General features: G+C 33.8%; 14 protein-coding genes. 3 read left to right on the top strand and 11 right to left on the bottom strand.

The features are described 5' to 3' along the window. Window positions 1-186: 186 nt before the first annotated feature. Complete coding sequence (gene uvrC / locus CQA57_RS07605; RefSeq protein ID WP_115579640.1) at window positions 187-1,944, top strand: excinuclease ABC subunit UvrC; 1,758 nt, start codon at window positions 187-189, stop codon at window positions 1,942-1,944. Between the two features lie 67 nt (window positions 1,945-2,011). Beyond that, window positions 2,012-2,572 (top strand): YceI family protein, encoded by a 561-nt coding sequence (locus tag CQA57_RS07600; RefSeq protein WP_115579639.1) that lies wholly within the window; start codon window positions 2,012-2,014, stop codon window positions 2,570-2,572. Between the two features lie 28 nt (window positions 2,573-2,600). Here the strand turns inward: CQA57_RS07600 and CQA57_RS07595 are convergent, their stop codons facing one another. The 11 genes from CQA57_RS07595 to hemL all read right to left on the bottom strand — a co-directional run bounded on the left by CQA57_RS07595 (window position 2,601) and on the right by hemL (window position 13,625). After that, window positions 2,601-3,818 carry a GNAT family N-acetyltransferase gene (locus CQA57_RS07595; RefSeq protein ID WP_115579638.1) on the bottom strand — a complete coding sequence of 406 codons (1,218 nt, stop codon included), beginning with the start codon at window positions 3,816-3,818 and terminating at the stop codon, window positions 2,601-2,603. Window positions 3,819-3,861: 43 nt separating this feature from the next. Continuing rightward, window positions 3,862-4,656: a formate dehydrogenase accessory sulfurtransferase FdhD gene (gene fdhD, locus CQA57_RS07590; protein ID WP_245941876.1), complete on the bottom strand. Its 795-nt coding sequence runs from the start codon at window positions 4,654-4,656 to the stop codon at window positions 3,862-3,864. Then, window positions 4,643-5,623, bottom strand: coding sequence for a formate dehydrogenase subunit gamma (locus tag CQA57_RS07585; protein WP_115579637.1), 981 nt, complete (start codon window positions 5,621-5,623; stop codon window positions 4,643-4,645). The genes fdhD and CQA57_RS07585 overlap by 14 nt, the downstream gene beginning before the upstream one ends. A 12-nt stretch (window positions 5,624-5,635) precedes the next feature. Next, window positions 5,636-6,289 carry a formate dehydrogenase FDH3 subunit beta gene (fdh3B, locus tag CQA57_RS07580; RefSeq protein ID WP_115579636.1) on the bottom strand — a complete coding sequence of 218 codons (654 nt, stop codon included), beginning with the start codon at window positions 6,287-6,289 and terminating at the stop codon, window positions 5,636-5,638. Window positions 6,290-6,300: 11 nt separating this feature from the next. Continuing rightward, window positions 6,301-9,117: a molybdopterin-dependent oxidoreductase gene (locus tag CQA57_RS07575; protein WP_245941875.1), complete on the bottom strand. Its 2,817-nt coding sequence runs from the start codon at window positions 9,115-9,117 to the stop codon at window positions 6,301-6,303. Window positions 9,118-9,138: 21 nt separating this feature from the next. Further along, window positions 9,139-9,339 (bottom strand): twin-arginine translocation signal domain-containing protein, encoded by a 201-nt coding sequence (locus tag CQA57_RS07565; RefSeq protein ID WP_115579633.1) that lies wholly within the window; start codon window positions 9,337-9,339, stop codon window positions 9,139-9,141. A gap of 66 nt (window positions 9,340-9,405) precedes the next feature. Then, window positions 9,406-10,005, bottom strand: coding sequence for a TorD/DmsD family molecular chaperone (locus tag CQA57_RS07560; protein ID WP_115579632.1), 600 nt, complete (start codon window positions 10,003-10,005; stop codon window positions 9,406-9,408). Window position 10,006: 1 nt separating this feature from the next. Further along, on the bottom strand, window positions 10,007-11,536 hold the full coding sequence (locus CQA57_RS07555) for a 4Fe-4S binding protein (protein ID WP_147288369.1): 1,530 nt from the start codon (window positions 11,534-11,536) through the stop codon (window positions 10,007-10,009). A 118-nt stretch (window positions 11,537-11,654) separates the two neighbouring features. Continuing rightward, window positions 11,655-12,074 carry a hypothetical protein gene (locus CQA57_RS07550; protein WP_115579630.1) on the bottom strand — a complete coding sequence of 140 codons (420 nt, stop codon included), beginning with the start codon at window positions 12,072-12,074 and terminating at the stop codon, window positions 11,655-11,657. Continuing rightward, a complete protein-coding gene (locus tag CQA57_RS07545; RefSeq protein ID WP_115579629.1) occupies window positions 12,067-12,345 on the bottom strand; it encodes an AtpZ/AtpI family protein in 279 nt (92 codons plus the stop codon). Before CQA57_RS07545 ends, CQA57_RS07550 begins: the two co-directional genes overlap by 8 nt. Further along, window positions 12,342-13,625, bottom strand: coding sequence for a glutamate-1-semialdehyde 2,1-aminomutase (gene hemL, locus CQA57_RS07540; protein WP_115579641.1), 1,284 nt, complete (start codon window positions 13,623-13,625; stop codon window positions 12,342-12,344). The genes CQA57_RS07545 and hemL overlap by 4 nt, the downstream gene beginning before the upstream one ends. Before the next feature lie 530 nt (window positions 13,626-14,155). Between hemL and CQA57_RS07535 the strand changes: the two genes are divergently transcribed. Beyond that, on the top strand, window positions 14,156-17,500 hold a 3,345-nt coding region (locus CQA57_RS07535), incomplete at its 3' end, for a beta strand repeat-containing protein (RefSeq protein ID WP_115579628.1).

The raw sequence follows: 17,500 nt of genomic DNA, 5'->3' as shown, positions 1-17,500 counted from the left end.
AAAAGTATTTAAGCTCTTTATTTTTAAAGTAAGACAAAAATTATATATTAAAAAATTGCTTTTTTTGATAGTTATTGACAAATAATGAGGGGGGGGGGGGTATAAAAAACTTGAGATAGTGTATATTTGGGTATTTATAAGGTTTTTAAAAAAATTAAAAAAAATAAAATATGCTACAATTCTTAAATGATCACACAAGAGATACTCAATAATCTTCCTACAACATTTGGAATCTACCAATATCTTGACCATCAAGGCAGGGTGCTTTATGTAGGTAAAGCAAAAAATATTAAAAAACGCGTTAAAAGCTATTTTAAGATTCAAGATACAAAAGTTTTACCTCAAAGCAATCTATCACAACGCATTCAAATTATGCTAAATCAAACAACACAAATCCATACCATAGTCGTATCTAGCGAGCAAGATGCATTACTTCTTGAAAATTCTCTCATCAAACAACTCAAACCAAAATACAATATTCTCTTAAGAGATGATAAGACCTATCCTTATATCTGCATTGATATGTCTGAAGATTTTCCAAGATTTGAAATGACTAGAAAAGTGCAACATAAAAAAGAAATGCTTTATTTTGGCCCCTATCCTAGTGGATGTAGAGATATTTTAGATAGTCTTTATGCTCTTTTTGCTTTAGTGCAAAAAAAATCCTGTATCAAAGGAAAAAAAGCTTGTTTATTTTATCAAATCAATCGCTGTAAAGCACCATGTGAAGGAAAAATCACAAAAGAAGCATATAAAGAAATCTTGCAAGAAGCATTGAAGGTTTTAAAAAATAAAAATAAACTTCTTGAAGCTTTAGAGCAAAAAATGCTAGATTTGGCACAAAAACTTCTCTTTGAAGAAGCTAATATCTACAAGCAGAGGATTCAAAAAATCACTCCTCTTACAAATTTTTCACAAATTTCTTATCCACAACCCTATGATTTTGATATTTTAAGTATTGTTAAAAATCACTCACATCACGCTATTTTAATTAAGCTTTTTATGCGTGAGGGGAAAATCATCGCTTCTGATTTTGAAAACATCAAAAGTGATTATGAAATTGATGATAATGACATTTACACGCAATTTATTCTCAATCACTACAAAGAAAAACTTCCTATTATTCCTCAAAATATCCTTATAGGAACAGATATAGAGAATATAAAAGAATTAGAGGATTTTATCTATCAATATCAAGGCAAAAAAGTAGTGATACAAAAACCACTCAAAGGCTTTAAGGCTTCCCTTATTGCTATTGCCAATCAAAATGCTAATGAAATTCTAAGACAACAAAATCAACAAGAAAACACCTTGCTCAAAGGAATAAAAGATGTTTTTAAGCTCTCGCAAACACCTTTTAGAATCGAAGTTTTTGATACTAGTCACCATAATTTTAGTTTCAAAGTAGGAGGAATGATAGTATTTGAAAATAATCGTTTTGTTAAAAATGCTTATAGGCACTATCATTTAGAAGGAAATGACGAATACTCACAGATGCAAGAAATGCTTACAAGAAGAATTGAGAGCTTTGAAAAAAATCCTCCTCCAAATCTTTGGCTGCTTGATGGAGGAAAAGCACAAATCAATTTAGCAAAAAAACTTTTACAAAGTGCTGGAGTAGATATAGATATCATAGGCATTGCAAAAGAAAAGCTCGATCATAAAGCCCATAGAGCAAAAGGAAGAGCTAAAGATACAATCTATCTTCTAGATTCTGTATTGCATCTAGATACAAATCATACCTCTTTGCAATTCTTACAAAAACTCAGAGATGAGGCACATCGCTTTGCAATTACTTTTCATAAAAATCAAAAAACAAAAAACTTTATCAAAAATACCACTTACAGCCCTAGTGAATTAAAAAAATTATTAGATTACTATGGCAATTTTACTACTATAAACAATGCTTCAAAAGAAGAGATACGACAAATTCTTAAAAAATAATTTTTTGTTTGCAATTGCAATATAAAATCTTTGGGTTTATTTAAAATAAAGACTAAAGGAAAAAATAATGAAAAAATTTCTCTTAAGTATTATGGCTCTTGGATTTTTTTGTGGTTTTTTGTATGCCACTTCTCTTGATACTACTCAAGCAAAGGTTAAATGGACTGCTTATAAAACTACACAAAAAGTTCCTGTAAGCGGTAGTTTTACAGATATTCAATATAAGTTTAAAAAAGGTGAAAATCTTTCTATGATTCTTGAGGGTGCTAGTGCAAGTATAAACCCTTTGAGCGTAGATTTGGGAGATTCTGTAAAAAATGATAATGTGAAAAATTATTTTTTTGCAAAATTTAACAAACAAGAAGCTATTAAAGTAACTTTCAAAAATGTAATAGAAGGTGAAAATCAAGGTAGTATATTAGCAAATATAAAAATGAATGGCAAAAATGTAAAAGTTCCTATGCAATACACAATCAAAGATGGTGTATTGGAAGCTAAAGGCATTATTGATATTATGGAATTTGGTGCATTAGAGGCATTTAAATCTCTTGCGACTTTATGCTATGATTTACACGATGGGCTTACTTGGACACAAGTAGAGATTAGTTTTTCTGCCCCTGTGCAATAAATCTTTCTAATCCTCAAGCAATTGGGGATTAGAAATAATCGCTAAAATACGCCTTCCCCTCTGGTAAAATCTCTTCTAGCAAATCAATACTTTTTTTATCCGCTTGCAATCTACCAATTTTTTTTAGATACAAAGGTCGTTTATAGCCCAAAAACATTGTGCTAAGTGTTTGAATGTCTAGCTTGATTTTATTTTTGCTTTTTTTAGAATCAAAAATAACTTGATCTTTTTCAAATTTAAGATTAAAAGTCTTATTATTCCATTCAAGCAAAGAATCGCTGATCTCAAAAGAAATACTGGCTTTTTTTGTTGCAAAATCAAAAGGATATTGCTTAAAAAATAATTCCACATCAACAATCCTAGCCATAATATAAGGCATAATAGTCTCTTTAATGCTTCCATCATCAAGTAAAAAGCTCAAAGTCTCATTGCTATAATTCGCACCCCTTAATTCATCAAACATAGAATTATGCGCTTTAATATAATTCCAAAGCCCCATATTTGCTTCAGTATCAAGATAAATCATTTCTTTGATAAAAAAGACATCATTTTCAAGTAAATAAACTACATAGCCTCTTGGTTCCCCTGCCTCATTGTAATAAATTGCTATCATTTCATCTTCAACATCCCAACGCCAATACTCATCCCATGCAAGCTCATCTCTCACCAAACAACCATGCGTCTGTCTTGCAAAAATATTATGCAACTCTATCAAATCCTTATCATTTGCCTTTACACGCTTAATGATTCCATGCGTAGGAATTGTTTTTGGCAATTGATTATCTTTTAATTTGAAAGTCATTTTATCTGAGATAATCTCCCATCCTCTTGAACGATAATAAGGGATAGAATAGGGATAAAGGCAAGAAATACTCTGGGCATTTTCTCGCATTTTTACCAAAGCCTCTTTCATAAGATTTTTCATCAATCCCAAGCTAGAATATTCAGGATAAGTAGCCACACCTGTGATTCCACACATCTTAAAAATCTTGCCATAAACATTCATTTGCATTGGATATAGTGCAATTTGAGAAACTAGATTTACCCCTTGGAAATAGCCTAATACTTGAGCCTTTTTTAAAATAGGTGTTTTTGCTTGTTTAATTTCTTCATTATTCCACCCAGTTTTTAACAAATCATCATTTGTAACTTGGAATGCATAACGCAATAATTTATTAAATTCATCTAAATCATCAAGTGTCAATAATCGTAATTGCAATTGTTTAACAATATCTTCTCTTCGCATATCTAATTATTACTTTTTTATAAATTATACAAAAAAATAAAAGTTAAAATAAAATCCTTGAAGAATGTGTATAAAGATTGCATCTTTGCTCTCTTGCAAACCCTATAAGCGTAATTCCAAGTTTTTGAGCAGATTGTATAGCAAGCTGTGTAGTAGCAGCCCTTGAAACAACAATAGGAATGTCATGCATTGCTGTTTTTATCACCATTTCCAAAGAAAGACGCCCACTTACAAATAAAATCGCCTCACTAAGAGATGCTCTTTGCATGCGTGCTTTACCTACTACTTTATCAATTGCATTATGTCTTCCAACATCAAATGCCTCAAACATAACCCTTCCTTCTTTATCTGCCAAAAGTGCCCTATGCACACATCCTGTTTGATTAAACAAAGCATTATCTTGATAAAAATGCTCTAAAATATCCCAGATTCTCTCAATTCTAACACGCACCTGTGAAGATACAAATTTCTCAATAATCTTACCCTCAAAGTTACCTGTTACTCCAACACAACATCCAGAAGTTAGCGTCTTTTCTCTATAAAGATTTACTAAATTTTCTTCTTGTATCTTTGCTTGGATTCTTACACTCAAACCATCATCATCCACCACAATCTCTAAAACATCTTCAATACTTTCAATTACTCCCTCACTTAGCAAAAAACCAATAGCATGAGCATCTTGATCTTGCGGAATACTCATCGTAGAGAGTATTTTTGTTCCGTTTAAAAAAAGAGCAATGCGCTCTTCTTTTATTACAGAATCTACCCCCTCTACCCCCTCTTGATTCTTAAAAACTTTAATACAAGGTAATAAAGCAGTAAAACTACTTTTGCTCACCTATAAGCTCCTTATAATAATAGCTATGCATTAAGGCCAATTCCTCTTCTGCCATATGACCATTTAAGATAGCCTCTATCGCACCTTCAATAGCAAAAACTGCCATATAAATATGAGTAATTAGCATTGCCAATACGCCAAAACCAAGCACATTATGAATAATAGCCATAAGGCGCAAAGTATTGATATCGCCATAAAAATAATGCATAATTAAACCAGTGATTGCCATTGCAAAACCACCAAGTGTGCAAAGCCAAAACCACATTTTTTGTCCAGCATTGAATTTTCCAGCAGGCACCTCTCTTTTTTCATTTGAAAGATAACCTCCCATAATTTTTAGCCAACCAATATCATAAAGTTTAAACATTGCGGGCTTTACCCACATCAAAAACATTAAAATACCAAAGATTAAAAATATCCAGGTTGCTAAAAAATGCAAATTCTTAGCTAGCCTAATTGGCATTCCACCGCCTAATTTATCTCCAAACATCATCATTAGACCTGTAATACAAATCAAAACAAAAGGGATAGCAGCACCCCAATGCACAATAATATTGTATTTTGAAAAAACTTTGAATTTTCTACCATGGTGATCAAATCTTTTAACACCAACAATGCGATTGTGTCCAAAAAATGCTAGAGGCACTAGAATTAAGATTGCAAAGAAAATTGGAGCAAAAAATTTGTTTTGCAAAATTGTAAAACCTTCTCCAAGACCTCTCCAACCTCTAATTCCAGATATTTTTTCACCATTATCTGCAAGCTCAATTCCCACACCTTGCATTTGCAATACACTACCACTCACTACACCAGAAGTAGGAGAATCTATCCCCCACCCCTTGATTGCTTCAATCTGCGGAGCACCATAAATCTTTTCATTATAGGAGAAATCCACTTGCTTATCATTACCAAATCCAAGGCTTATGCACATCAATAATGCAAATAAAAAGACTTTTAATTTTTGCATCAAAACTCCTTTTTAATCATTATAAGCCTTGCTCCAAATGTATGGAGTTTGTGCGGTGCCCATTCCCTTTTTTACAGCTCTCTCTCGAATAATTCCACTCACTTCATCAGAACCACCTGCCAAAAGAGCTTTTGTAGAACACATTGCAGCACAAGCCGGGACTTTTCCTTCAGCAATTCTATTTTGTCCATAAAGTTCAAATTCCTTTTCACTGAAAGTCTCTTCTGGACCACCTGCACAAAAGGTGCATTTATCCATAGAACCACGGAAGCCAAAAACATCACTTGTTGGGAATTGTGGCGCTCCAAATGGACAAGCATAAAGACAATAACCACATCCAATACAAGTATTTTTATTATGCAATACGATACCATCTGCACGAATGTAAAAACAATCTACAGGACAAACCTTTGCACAAGGTGCATCTGCACAATGCATACACGCAATAGAAATGGATTTCTCCTTACCTACTATACCCTCATTAAAGGTAATGACTCTTCTTCTATTAACGCCAACTGGAAGATGATGTGCTTCTTTACAAGCAACATCACATCCATGACAATCAATACAACGCTCATCATCGCAATAAAACTTGATTCTAGAGTGATTTACCCCTGTAAAACCTCCAGCAGTAAAAGGAACTTGATTTTGTTTATTTATACTCATTTCTCTACCCCCTAAGCTTTTTCAACACGGCATAAACCGCTCTTTGTTTCTGGACAAGCTGTATTGTAATCATAACCATACCCTACAACCAAAGACGCTGCCTCGCCAATTGCATAAGGCTTAGTGCCATCAGGATAGCGATCAAGCAAGCTCTCTCCACTATAAACACCAGAGAAATTTTGCGGTAAAAACACACTATTCTCATCGACACGATATGAAAGTTTTGCTTTTACTAAAATCCTTGTGCCTCCAACTCCATATACCCAAACATCATCTTTGTCTTTAATTCCAAGATTAAATGCTGTATTGGGATGAATTTCCACAAACATAGTATGTGCAATTTCTGCAAGATATTTTGCACTTCTTGTTTCTGTTCCTGTCCCCATATGTGCAACCAATCTTCCTGTAAGCATATTCAAAGGATAATCCTTCTTCCAATCTTTTTTCTGCTCAGATTCAAAACGCACATTTGCACGGAATAAATCTTTTTTATCTGGGAATGTTGGATATTTGCTTACCAAATCCTGTCTAATAGAATGCAATGGTTCTCTATGTAATGGAATCTTATCATACCAATTCCATACTACCATTCTAGCTTTTCCATTACCATAAGGGCAGATTCCTGCTTCAAGAGCCTTTTCTACCAAAATATTAGTTGTGCCCGTAGCAAATGTAGTGCCTTTAACCGCTTCTTTTTCTTTAGCACTAAGCTTAATGCCTAAAACACTTTCAATATTATCAGCAGTAATTGCTAAATGCCCGCCAATTTTAGCATTTGGCAATTTTCTTGAGCTAAGCATACTAGTTCCATCTGGTGCTTTTTCTCCCCAATTTACCCTAAAGCCCATACCACCTTGCATTACAGGAATGCTATCATTATACATTACAGGGGTTCCAGGGTGCTTATCACTCCAACAAGGCCAAGGCAATCCATAGTATTGATTCTTCATAGGACCATAACCACCAAGCGTAACCTTATCAAACATATGCCAATTATCACAATGTTCTTTTAAGCGCTTAGCACTCATACCTTGTAGAGCAATACTTCTAATGCTTTGTGCCATTTCTGTAGTAGCATCATCTGGCCAAATAAATTCCTTGCGTCCTTCTTTTTTTGCAATTTCATAAAGAGATCTTTGGAATTCTTCTTTAAATCCTAGACGCTCTGCCAAATCAAATAGAATCTCATGATCTTCTCTACACTCAAACATTGGCTTCATCACTTGATAACGCCATTGATAAGCACGATTTGTTGCAGCTACTGAACCACTTGTTTCCATTTGTGAAGCTGCTGGCAATAAGAAAAGATTATCTTTTCTCTCTGTGATAACTGCAACATCATTCACATAAGGATCAATAAATACAACCAAATCAAGCTTATCTAATGCTGCTTTTGTTTTATCGAGCAAAGAAGTTGTAGAAATTCCATTACCAATTACCACCAAAGCCTTAAGTGGAGTATTAGCATTATTTCCAAAATTCTCCTCATCTAAAACACCAAATCTCCAAGTAGATAATGCATAACCTGTTTTCTCCATCATCTCCTTAGATTTAAAGCGCCCCTTCATCCATTCATAATCTACATACCAATGCTTACAAAAATGTTTCCAAGGCCCTTCACCTAATCCATAATATCCTGGAAGTGTATCAGAGAGATTTCCCATATCAGAGGCACCCTGAACATTATCATGTCCTCTTAAAATATTTACACCACCACCATTCTTACCAATATTGCCTAATATAAGTTGCAAAATAGGCATAATACGTGTATTGCTTGTCCCCACTGTATGTTGTGTTAAGCCTTGATTCCAAATCAATGAAGCAGGTTTTGCTTTTGCCATTTGTGTAGCAACGCTTTTAATAGTCTCAGCAGGAATCCCTGTAATATCTGAAGTAACATTCAAAGGATATTTTTTTGCCTCTTTGAAAATTTCCTCATATCCATACACACGCTCTTTGAGATATTTTTCATCATAGAGTTTTTGCTCCACAATGTAATTAATCATCCCATAAACAAAAGCAACATCTGTCCCACTTCTAATACGCACATATTCATCTGCTTTTGCTGCAGTTTTACTAAAATGTGGATCTACGCACACAATCTTTGCTCCAGATTCTTTTGCACGCAAAATATGCACCATACTTACAGGGTGATTTACAGCAGGATTTGCTCCAATTACTAAAATAAATTTAGAAAATTGCATATCTCCAAGGTGATTTGTCATTCCACCATAACCAAATGTATTCGCCACACCAGCGACTGTTGGAGAATGTCAAATTCTAGCTTGATGATCTATATTATTTGTTCCAAAAAATGCTGTAAATTTTCTAATATAGTAGCTTTGCTCATTGCTTACTTTTGCAGAACCAATAAACATTACACTATCGGGACCATATTTTTCTCTAATATCCTTAAGTTGAGTGGCTACTTTATCCATTGCCAAATCCCAAGTCGTTCTCTTCCACTCTCCATTTACTTTTTCAATCGGATAGCGCAATCTTGTTTCACTTCTTGCTCTATCAATCATATCAGCACCCTTACAGCAGTGACCACCTTGAGAGATAGGATGATCTTGTGCCACTTCTTGACGCACCCATACACCATCTTTTACTTCAGCAATAATCCCACATCCAACAGAACAATGTGTACAGATAGTTTTTATTTTCTTTGAACCTGGATATGCCTCTCCAAGCTCCTGCTTTCCTGCTTGTTTTAAGACTTCTTGACTATCATTTGCCAAAACACTTCCAACACCAACAGCACCAGCAAGAGCAGACATCTTCATAAACGCACGACGCGATTGTCGTTTGATATCTTTCTCACTCATTTTCTTCCTTTTTTTTGTTGTTTATTTTGCTACAGAGTAATAAGTCTTCCAATACTCAGTATTACCCGTATAAAGCACCTCTTCTTTTGTTGATTTTCCCTTGAGAACTCCCACTTGCTTATTATCCTTGCAACCTGCAAGCGCTAAGCCCCCTACTGCAACAGCAACAGAAGCCTTAGTGGTAGTTTTCAAAAACTCTCTACGAGAATTTTTTACATCCATACCTTCTCCTTAATAAAAATTCGGGGATGACCCCATATAAAACCTAAAAATATTTTAGATTTTATATCAAGCCACCAAGCTATCTTCCAAAACACAAAAGTCATCAAAAATGCCAAAAACTCTTGTATAAAAACCTGCATTTTCCTGCTTTAGTATCTTAAAAATACCCTCTCTTATAGGCATAATACAATCCTTATATAAAGTATTTGCTTTTTTAATATCCCCTGATTGCAAGAGATGTTTCATAAATAAACACAAAATTCCCAAATGATCCTCATTCTCTTTTGTAAATTCTCTATTCACATAAAAACTACTTTCTTTGAGCAATTCTCTAACATATACCAAGCTCTCACCACCCATACATCCATTTTGATAATGAGAAAGATATAAAGGAATATTTTGATATTTTTTATCAAAGGACAAAATAAAAGTTTGTGTATATTCTTGAATAATTTCTTGTGGTTTTTCTTCCAAGTATTGTTGCAAAACCTTAAAATATTCTTGAGATTTTTCACTCAAAGGATATTGCTCTAGAATCTGCACTTGTTGCTTTAAAATCTCTTGATTTTTTTCTAACAATTCATATAAAAACAAATTTGCAAAAAAATCATAATACAAAACCCTAGCATTAGTAATTTGAATATCTAAACTTTTTTGCTCTATCATCTCACACTCCAAACATTACTTTGACTTTACAAGTCTCACAACACTCCAATGTCCTTAATCTTGTAGCATCATTACCAAAAATTGGTGTCATAATATTTTTAATTTTTTCCACTGCCTTAGTATTTGCAAAAACCTTGCCACATTCCACACATCTGAAACCGCTATCACTAGCCATTACACTAGCCTCAAACCATCTACTCTTTAAGACTATTTTTCCAAAATCCACACTAATTGCATTTTCAGGACAAGAATCTACACAATAGCCACAAGCTGTGCAAAGCGAGGGATTATGCAACAAAGAAAAATCACCTGCACTTAAACTTTGCACATTGCAAGCCCCTACACATCCCATACAAAGTGTGCATTTTTCCTTATCGACTAATACCTCTCCATAGGTATTCCCCCCACTTACTACCTCTCCAAAATCACCATCCAACACCACAAACTTCAATCTCTCTGAAAAAATCTGTCGCAAAGCCTCTGTATGTTGCTGATAATAAGTGTAATAAAAATTATTCTGTATTGTTGCTTGTAAAATACAAGATTGCAACTCTTGTATATCATTTGCTAAAAAAATGGCTTGTTTTTGATACACTTGATTGAAAATCGCATTGATTAAATCCACACTCTCTTTTAATCGCATATCCCCACTTCTATCAAACAATACAACTTGAGCCCCACTCTCTTGAATAAGACTTAAAAGATAAACTTCATTAAGCATACGAGGTTGTGCTAAAATCAAAGGTAAGCTTTCCTTAAAATCAATCCCATCAACTAATACTAAATCTGCTTGTGCCAATACAACTGGAACTATTCCTTTATAAAGCTTTGCAATTTTATAAAGAGATTCTTTAGTATATCCATCTCTTTGCACAGAGCCACTTGGACATACCATCACACAAGCTCCACAGCTTATACAATCTAGTGCTGAAAATTGCAACTCCATCAAACTATCATCTTTTGTTACGCCAAAGGTAGGACATACATCAGCACATTGATGGCAATACCCCTGCCCATTTTTATCAGGTCGTCTTTGATGATACTGACATTTATGAGAATCATAATGGATAATATTATGATATTGATAATCCCCTATACGAGAATCCAATACCTCCATCAATGCCTCAGCACTCTCATAATCTCCAGCATTCTCACACCCCATAAAGCGTTGCAAATGCTCATCTTCATAAAAAAGCACAATTTGTGCAAAATGATAGCTCTCTGCCTCATCTTTGAGCTTTACCTCAAAATCCCCAAGATGTCCATTGATTGCCACAATATCTTGCGGAAGCAATAATTTTGCTTCATAGGAATGCTTTTTAGATGTCTTGATAAAATCTAAAAAATCTTTTGCTTCATCGCTTTTGCCAAGCACCAATACACTTGGTTTAACATCCAAAGTATAAAAGTGTAAAAAATCTGAATAATCTTGCGCTATCTCTACGCTTTCTTTTAAAATTTCTTGTTTTGTGCTATCAAAATTCTGCAAAAAAGCATTCAAAACATTTTCATACGAGGCATCTTTTACCATTGTAAGCTCACTTATTTTTATAAAAAAAAAATCCCACAATTATATCTTATATACTTGAAAAAAGATAAAAAATATTTTAATTTTTACAAAAATTTTACAATTTAATGCTTTTTGTATTTTACTGTTTCTTTAAATTCCAAAATTGTAATAATACAACCACAAAAAGACTAATGCCAATACCGCACACATAAGCCCATAATACAAATTGCTCAAAGTGCATCAAGAAAAATAAACTTAAAAACAAAAGGATATAAGCCAAGATTCTTAACCAAGAGCTAAAAATTTGCGCTCCTAAAACCAAATGAGAAAATCTTCTTTTTTTCTTTTCTCCAATCTCTAAATCCTGCATTCCTTCCAATTTCTTTGCAATAGATTTTTTTAAAGAAAAGAAATTTGCTATCGCGATAAATAAAAAACCCAAATACCCTGCCTCAAAATTCCACGCAATCATTCTCTCTTCACTAAAACCAACAAAAAGTCCCAAAAAAACCAAAATATCCACTAACAAAACAATCAAAAAACATTGAATTTTACACATCTTTTTTATCCTGCTTAGAAGTATATTTTATGTCTTTAGCAAGCTCTTCTAATTCTTTTTGAGCACGACAATAAGCCTTATAAATATTCAAAATTCCAGCACCTACCCCCCAAAATACTCCTAGCCATAAAAGCCAAGAAAATCCTGTAATCTGCTTGAGCATAATCCCGATGCCAACCCCCAATAAAACTGCAATAACAATGGAGATTCCAAGGCTTAAATCATAAGCCCCAGAAACAATTTTTTTTGCCTTCTTCAAATCTTTTTTCATTTGATAGCTCTAAACACTTCATCAGCACAACCAAGCACTCTATCAATCACTTCTGCATTCATAGGCGTGCATATAAACCCTGTTTCAAATTGAGAGCAAGCAAAATACACCCCTCGATGCAACATTTCTTGATGGAATTTTGCAAACATCTTTAAATCACTTTTTTTTGCATCATCAAAATTTTTCACAACCCCATCATTAAAGAAAAATCCAAACATACTACCACGCACACAAGTTTGCAATGCAATATCATTCGCATTAGCTGTTTTTTGCAACCCTTGCACAAGTCTTTGTGCCAATGTTTCCATTTCAGCATAAATATGAGGATTTTGTTCAATCTTGCAAAGCGCTGCAATACCCGCAGAAACCGCCACAGGATTCCCACTCAATGTCCCTGCTTGATACACACCTCCACAAGGAGAAAGCAAACGCATAATATCTTCTCTTCCACCAAAAGCTGCCATTGGCATACCGCCACCTATAACTTTTCCAAAAGTAAAAAGATCAGGTATCACCTCACTATAAGCCTGAATACCATTTTTTCCCGCTCTAAAGCCACTCATTACTTCATCAAAAATCAATACCGCATTATATTTATCACAAATTTTTCTCAAATCTTTTAAGAATTCCAAATCCGCAGGAACCAATCCCATATTCCCAGCAATTGGCTCAATAATCACACATCCAATCTCTCCGCTTTTAAAACACTGCTCTACAGAATCTATATCATTATAACGCGCAACATAAGTATGCTTACTCAAATCTTCAGGCACGCCCAATGAGCTTGGAGTTCCAAAAGTAGCACAACCACTCCCAGCACTGACAAGCAGGCTATCGCTATGCCCGTGATAACACCCATCAAATTTTAAGATTCCATCTTTTTTACTAAAGGCTCTTGCAAGTCTTAACGCACTCATTACCGCCTCAGTTCCAGAGCTTACAAGCCTCACTTTATCTATTCCCTCATAAAAAGAAATAATAAGCTTTGCCAAAGTTGTTTCCCTCTCAGTAGGCGCTCCAAAACTCAAGCCATTTTTTACAGCCTGCAAGACTGCATCTTCAATATCTCCATCACAATGACCAAAAATCAAAGGTCCCCAACTTTGCACAAAATCAATATAAGTATTATTATCTACATCAAAAAGTTCATAACCTTTTGCACTTTGTATAAAAATAGGAGTTCCCCCCACACTACCAAATGCCCTTACAGGAGAATTTACTCCCCCTACAATCACCTGCTTTGCCTCATTAAAATCATTTACACTAAATCGCAATTCCATCATCAAAAATACTCCAAATTTTTTGCCAAATTATACATTAAATACATATTCTAATTTTCTTTCACATTTTTATATTAAAAATTCATATAAAATTGATAATTATTAACAAAAATTAAAAATTGTTAAGTTTTTATTAAGTAATTAAGAATTATAATTAGACCCGTAGCTTATTTTTCATTGTTTAAAAAATCCTCTCTATTTTTTGATATTTTTTAAATTTGAGAAATAGCACAAATACTAAAAAACACGCAAAAAGGAGAAAAAATGTCAAATCTTACACTTAAGAATAATAATGGGGGGGGGGGCAAAAACTAAAATTTTTTCCTAGAAACTCCCTTTCACTTCCTCTCAAAAAATTTCCCACTTTTTCAAAAACTTTCATAGCTTCTTCGTTAGCAGTCCTTATAGGAACAGCCAATATACATGCAGAAACCGCAAGAGATGGAAATATTATTACAAACAATGGAGAATATTACATTTGGATTCATAAAAATGATACTCTTTTTGTCCGAGGAGGATATGTGGTTGCCATGAATGGTCTTTTTAAAAATAGAGGAGAGAATGTTTTTGTTGTAGATGGTAGTGGTGGAAATGCCAATTTAAAAATAGAGAGAGGCATACTTGCTATAGCAAAAGGTTCTACAAATTCTATCAATATTTCTTTGGGAACTTTTTCTACAATGGATGGGGCTATTATGGCAACAGATGGTGGAGAAAATCTTATTGATGCAAACACAATCGATATTAGAGCCTTTCTTACTACAAGGGAGATTTTTGGAAAATTCTCCCAAGGTAGAGGTATTACAACAGAAAATGGTAGCAATACCATCAATGCATCCAATATTACAATTTCTTCAAAAGCAGAAGGTATTTATACAAAAAGTGGTAAAAATTTAATTACAGCCTCAAAGACATTAAATTTAACTTCCACAAACTCTCAAGGAATTGCAAGCAATAGTGGTGGAACAAATGTTATTAATGCAGCAAATCTCAATATCAACACACTGCTAAGTGGTATCTATAGCGATTCTGGTGGTATCAATAAAATTACCCTTACAGATCAATTAAATATCTTATCCACTGGCTCAAGAGGTATTTTTGTCTTTAATGGCAAAAGCACCATTCAAGCAAAAAATATCATCATCAATGCTAAAAATGAAGGTATTTATACAAGGACTGGCACTAGCACTCTTAATCTTACAGGCGATCTTGATATCCGCTCAACAACTTCTAAAGGGATCTTTACAGAAGGTGGCTCTACTGAATTGCAAGCAAAAGATATCATTATCAATACTATAGAGGAAGGTATTTATACAAAAAGTGGCACTAGCACTCTTAATCTTACAGGCAAACTTGATATCCACTCAACAACTTCTACCGGCATAGCAAATAATGGTGGCACCAATATTATCAATGCTGATAGCTTAAATATTATCACTCAAAAAAGAGGTATTTCCAACAATACTGGAACAAATAGGATTACGATATCTGCACAAGAATCACCTAGCAATATTTTAAATGTCTATGCAGAAAACGGATTTAACGATATTATCTTTGGTATCAGGACTAGCGATAATAAAGCAAGTATTTCAACGGGTGCTCAAAAAATCTCCATAGGAGGTATTGATACAGATAATGGAACCAATAGAGTTGTTTTTGCAACTTATGGAGATGTTACCATTCGCTCATTTAATCTTTATGACTACTTAAATGGGTATGCAATCTACAATGCCTATAATGGCAATAAATCATCATATAACAATATAGATTTTTATGGAAAGGGTGAAAATATTATTGATGGAAGTATTAAGGCAGGAAATACATCTTCAGTTGCTACAAAAATCTCAAAACAAAATAATATTACTTTCCATAGTGGTAGCAAAAATCTTATCAATGGAAGCATTATTGCTGATGGTTCTGAAAATATCGAAGGTGTAAATAATATTACCTTTAGGCAAGATTTAAAAGAAGCAAAGATTCTAGGAGATATCTCTGCAAGCAATACAGGAAAAAATAATATTACATTATCGAGTGCTTCAAATACACTACGCGGAAATATCAATGCCTATAATGGTGGTAATAACAACATCTTAATACAAAATGATTCTATATTAGATAGCAAAATCACCACAACAGGAAATTCAAAAAACAATATCATTGTTGATGGGGTTTGGTTATCTGATAGTAATACATCTGGTAGCATTACGGCATCAGGCGGACTAACAAATGTTGTAGTAAGAAGCGATATCTCAAGCCCCGATGTCTCCCATGCTTCTTTATCTCACACTCTCTTATTGTCTCAAACAGCATCGCTCAATCTTGTTTCACAATTTGATAATATAAACACCACAAATGTTGCACAAATATTACACATCAACTATCAGCCAAATACTACTGCGAATCTTATTTTTGCAAATAGTAATGATATGTATGATTCAAGCAATTATGGCAAGGATGATTTTAGTGCCTCAGCAACAAATGTCTCAGAAAATAAAATTCTAGGTGTAACCTACAAAGATGGTATCAAGCTTACTATTGAGGATAAAAAAGTGCAAATTGGGGATTTAAAAGATCAATCTTTCATAGCACAATATGAAAAATATTACACTGACAATCCCTATTTGCTCAATCTAGAAATTACTAGAAGCAAAACACAAGATGATGTCATCATCAAAGGTTTGGTAACTGGCAATATCTATTCTCTAGAAAATGGCACTCAAGCAGCAGATAAGCATTTTAACATCACTTTAAATAAAGATTCTATTTTTGCAGGTAGCACGAGTCTGGCCAACTCCTCTATCAAAATCAACCTCACAATGCAACCTAATGCAAAAATCTTCTTAGTAGGAAGTAATAGGCTAGATGTAAAAAATCTTACTATCAATGCAAATCAACTCAATACAGATGCTTTATTGCTAAATTCTTTTGAGCAAAAAAATACTATTATTGATATTGCTTCAGATGGTAATGATCTTGGTGCTATTCCAACAAGAAGTGATTTTAGATTATTAAGTATTGGAAACAATACAGATGCTACAGGACTTAGTGGAAATAATACACTTTTTAGAGTCTATATGAATGCCAATGCAACAAATGCGACCATGGCAAATCAACCTGCAAATAATAATGAAACTTATGGTTATGCATATTCTGATAGAGTAATTGTTCTCTCAGGAACAAAAGGCACACACTATCTCCAAGTAATTGCAGATAATAATACAGATATTTCAACGATTAAATATCATGGTGGCGGAAGTGAAACAGAAGGTAATATTGCAGTAGCTACTATAAAAAAAGATTCTAATGTTAGCTTTATAGGAGCAAATCAACTTCAAGGATTTGATTTAGTAGGAACTACACTTACCACTCAAACTACAGATGAAAATGGTAAATACAATAATGGTGGAGACTACACCACCTATTTTGTAGATTCTATGACATCTAAAGGTGCTTCTACTTCCAACCAAGATGCATCATTTACTGCACTTAATACAAACTATGTGCTCTATCTAGCCAACATAAATAGCTTAAATAAAAGAATGGGTGAATTAAGAGAGAATGCTAATTCTCAAGGTGCATGGGCTAGAATCTTTAATGGTATGCAAACCTCTAACTTCTCTTTAGAAACTAAAGCACTCTATACTACATTCCAAGCAGGTTATGATTATGCTTTTGGATTTAGTGGAGCAAATAATTATTTAGGATTTGCACTCTCTTATGCAAATTCTCTTACAAGCTCTAATAGTTCTATAGATATTGATGGTTCTTCTAAAGGAATTAAAGATGTAACTTCTAATGCTATAGAGTTTGCAATCTATAATGCTTATGTTCAAGATGGAGCAAGCAAAGCAACTGGATGGAAAAATGGTTTATAT

Origin of the sequence: Helicobacter anseris (assembly GCF_003364335.1) — a bacterium.
In the GTDB taxonomy this organism is placed as follows: domain Bacteria; phylum Campylobacterota; class Campylobacteria; order Campylobacterales; family Helicobacteraceae; genus Helicobacter_H; species Helicobacter_H anseris.
Note: the sequence above shows the minus strand (reverse complement) of the source record. Positions and strands in the feature narration are given on the sequence as shown.

What these genes read in the sequence shown, in the direction of transcription:
- CQA57_RS07555 (WP_147288369.1), bottom strand. Translation starts at nt 11,536, where the DNA reads ATGGTAAAAGATGCCTCGTATGAAAATGTTTTGAATGCTTTTTTGCAG.
- CQA57_RS07550 (WP_115579630.1), bottom strand. Translation starts at nt 12,074, where the DNA reads ATGTGTAAAATTCAATGTTTTTTGATTGTTTTGTTAGTGGATATTTTG.
- CQA57_RS07565 (WP_115579633.1), bottom strand. Translation starts at nt 9,339, where the DNA reads ATGGATGTAAAAAATTCTCGTAGAGAGTTTTTGAAAACTACCACTAAG.
- hemL (WP_115579641.1), bottom strand. Translation starts at nt 13,625, where the DNA reads ATGGAATTGCGATTTAGTGTAAATGATTTTAATGAGGCAAAGCAGGTG.
- CQA57_RS07585 (WP_115579637.1), bottom strand. Translation starts at nt 5,623, where the DNA reads ATGCAAAAATTAAAAGTCTTTTTATTTGCATTATTGATGTGCATAAGC.
- CQA57_RS07595 (WP_115579638.1), bottom strand. Translation starts at nt 3,818, where the DNA reads ATGCGAAGAGAAGATATTGTTAAACAATTGCAATTACGATTATTGACA.
- uvrC (WP_115579640.1), top strand. Translation starts at nt 187, where the DNA reads ATGATCACACAAGAGATACTCAATAATCTTCCTACAACATTTGGAATC.
- CQA57_RS07545 (WP_115579629.1), bottom strand. Translation starts at nt 12,345, where the DNA reads ATGAAAAAAGATTTGAAGAAGGCAAAAAAAATTGTTTCTGGGGCTTAT.
- CQA57_RS07600 (WP_115579639.1), top strand. Translation starts at nt 2,012, where the DNA reads ATGAAAAAATTTCTCTTAAGTATTATGGCTCTTGGATTTTTTTGTGGT.
- fdh3B (WP_115579636.1), bottom strand. Translation starts at nt 6,289, where the DNA reads ATGAGTATAAATAAACAAAATCAAGTTCCTTTTACTGCTGGAGGTTTT.
- CQA57_RS07560 (WP_115579632.1), bottom strand. Translation starts at nt 10,005, where the DNA reads ATGATAGAGCAAAAAAGTTTAGATATTCAAATTACTAATGCTAGGGTT.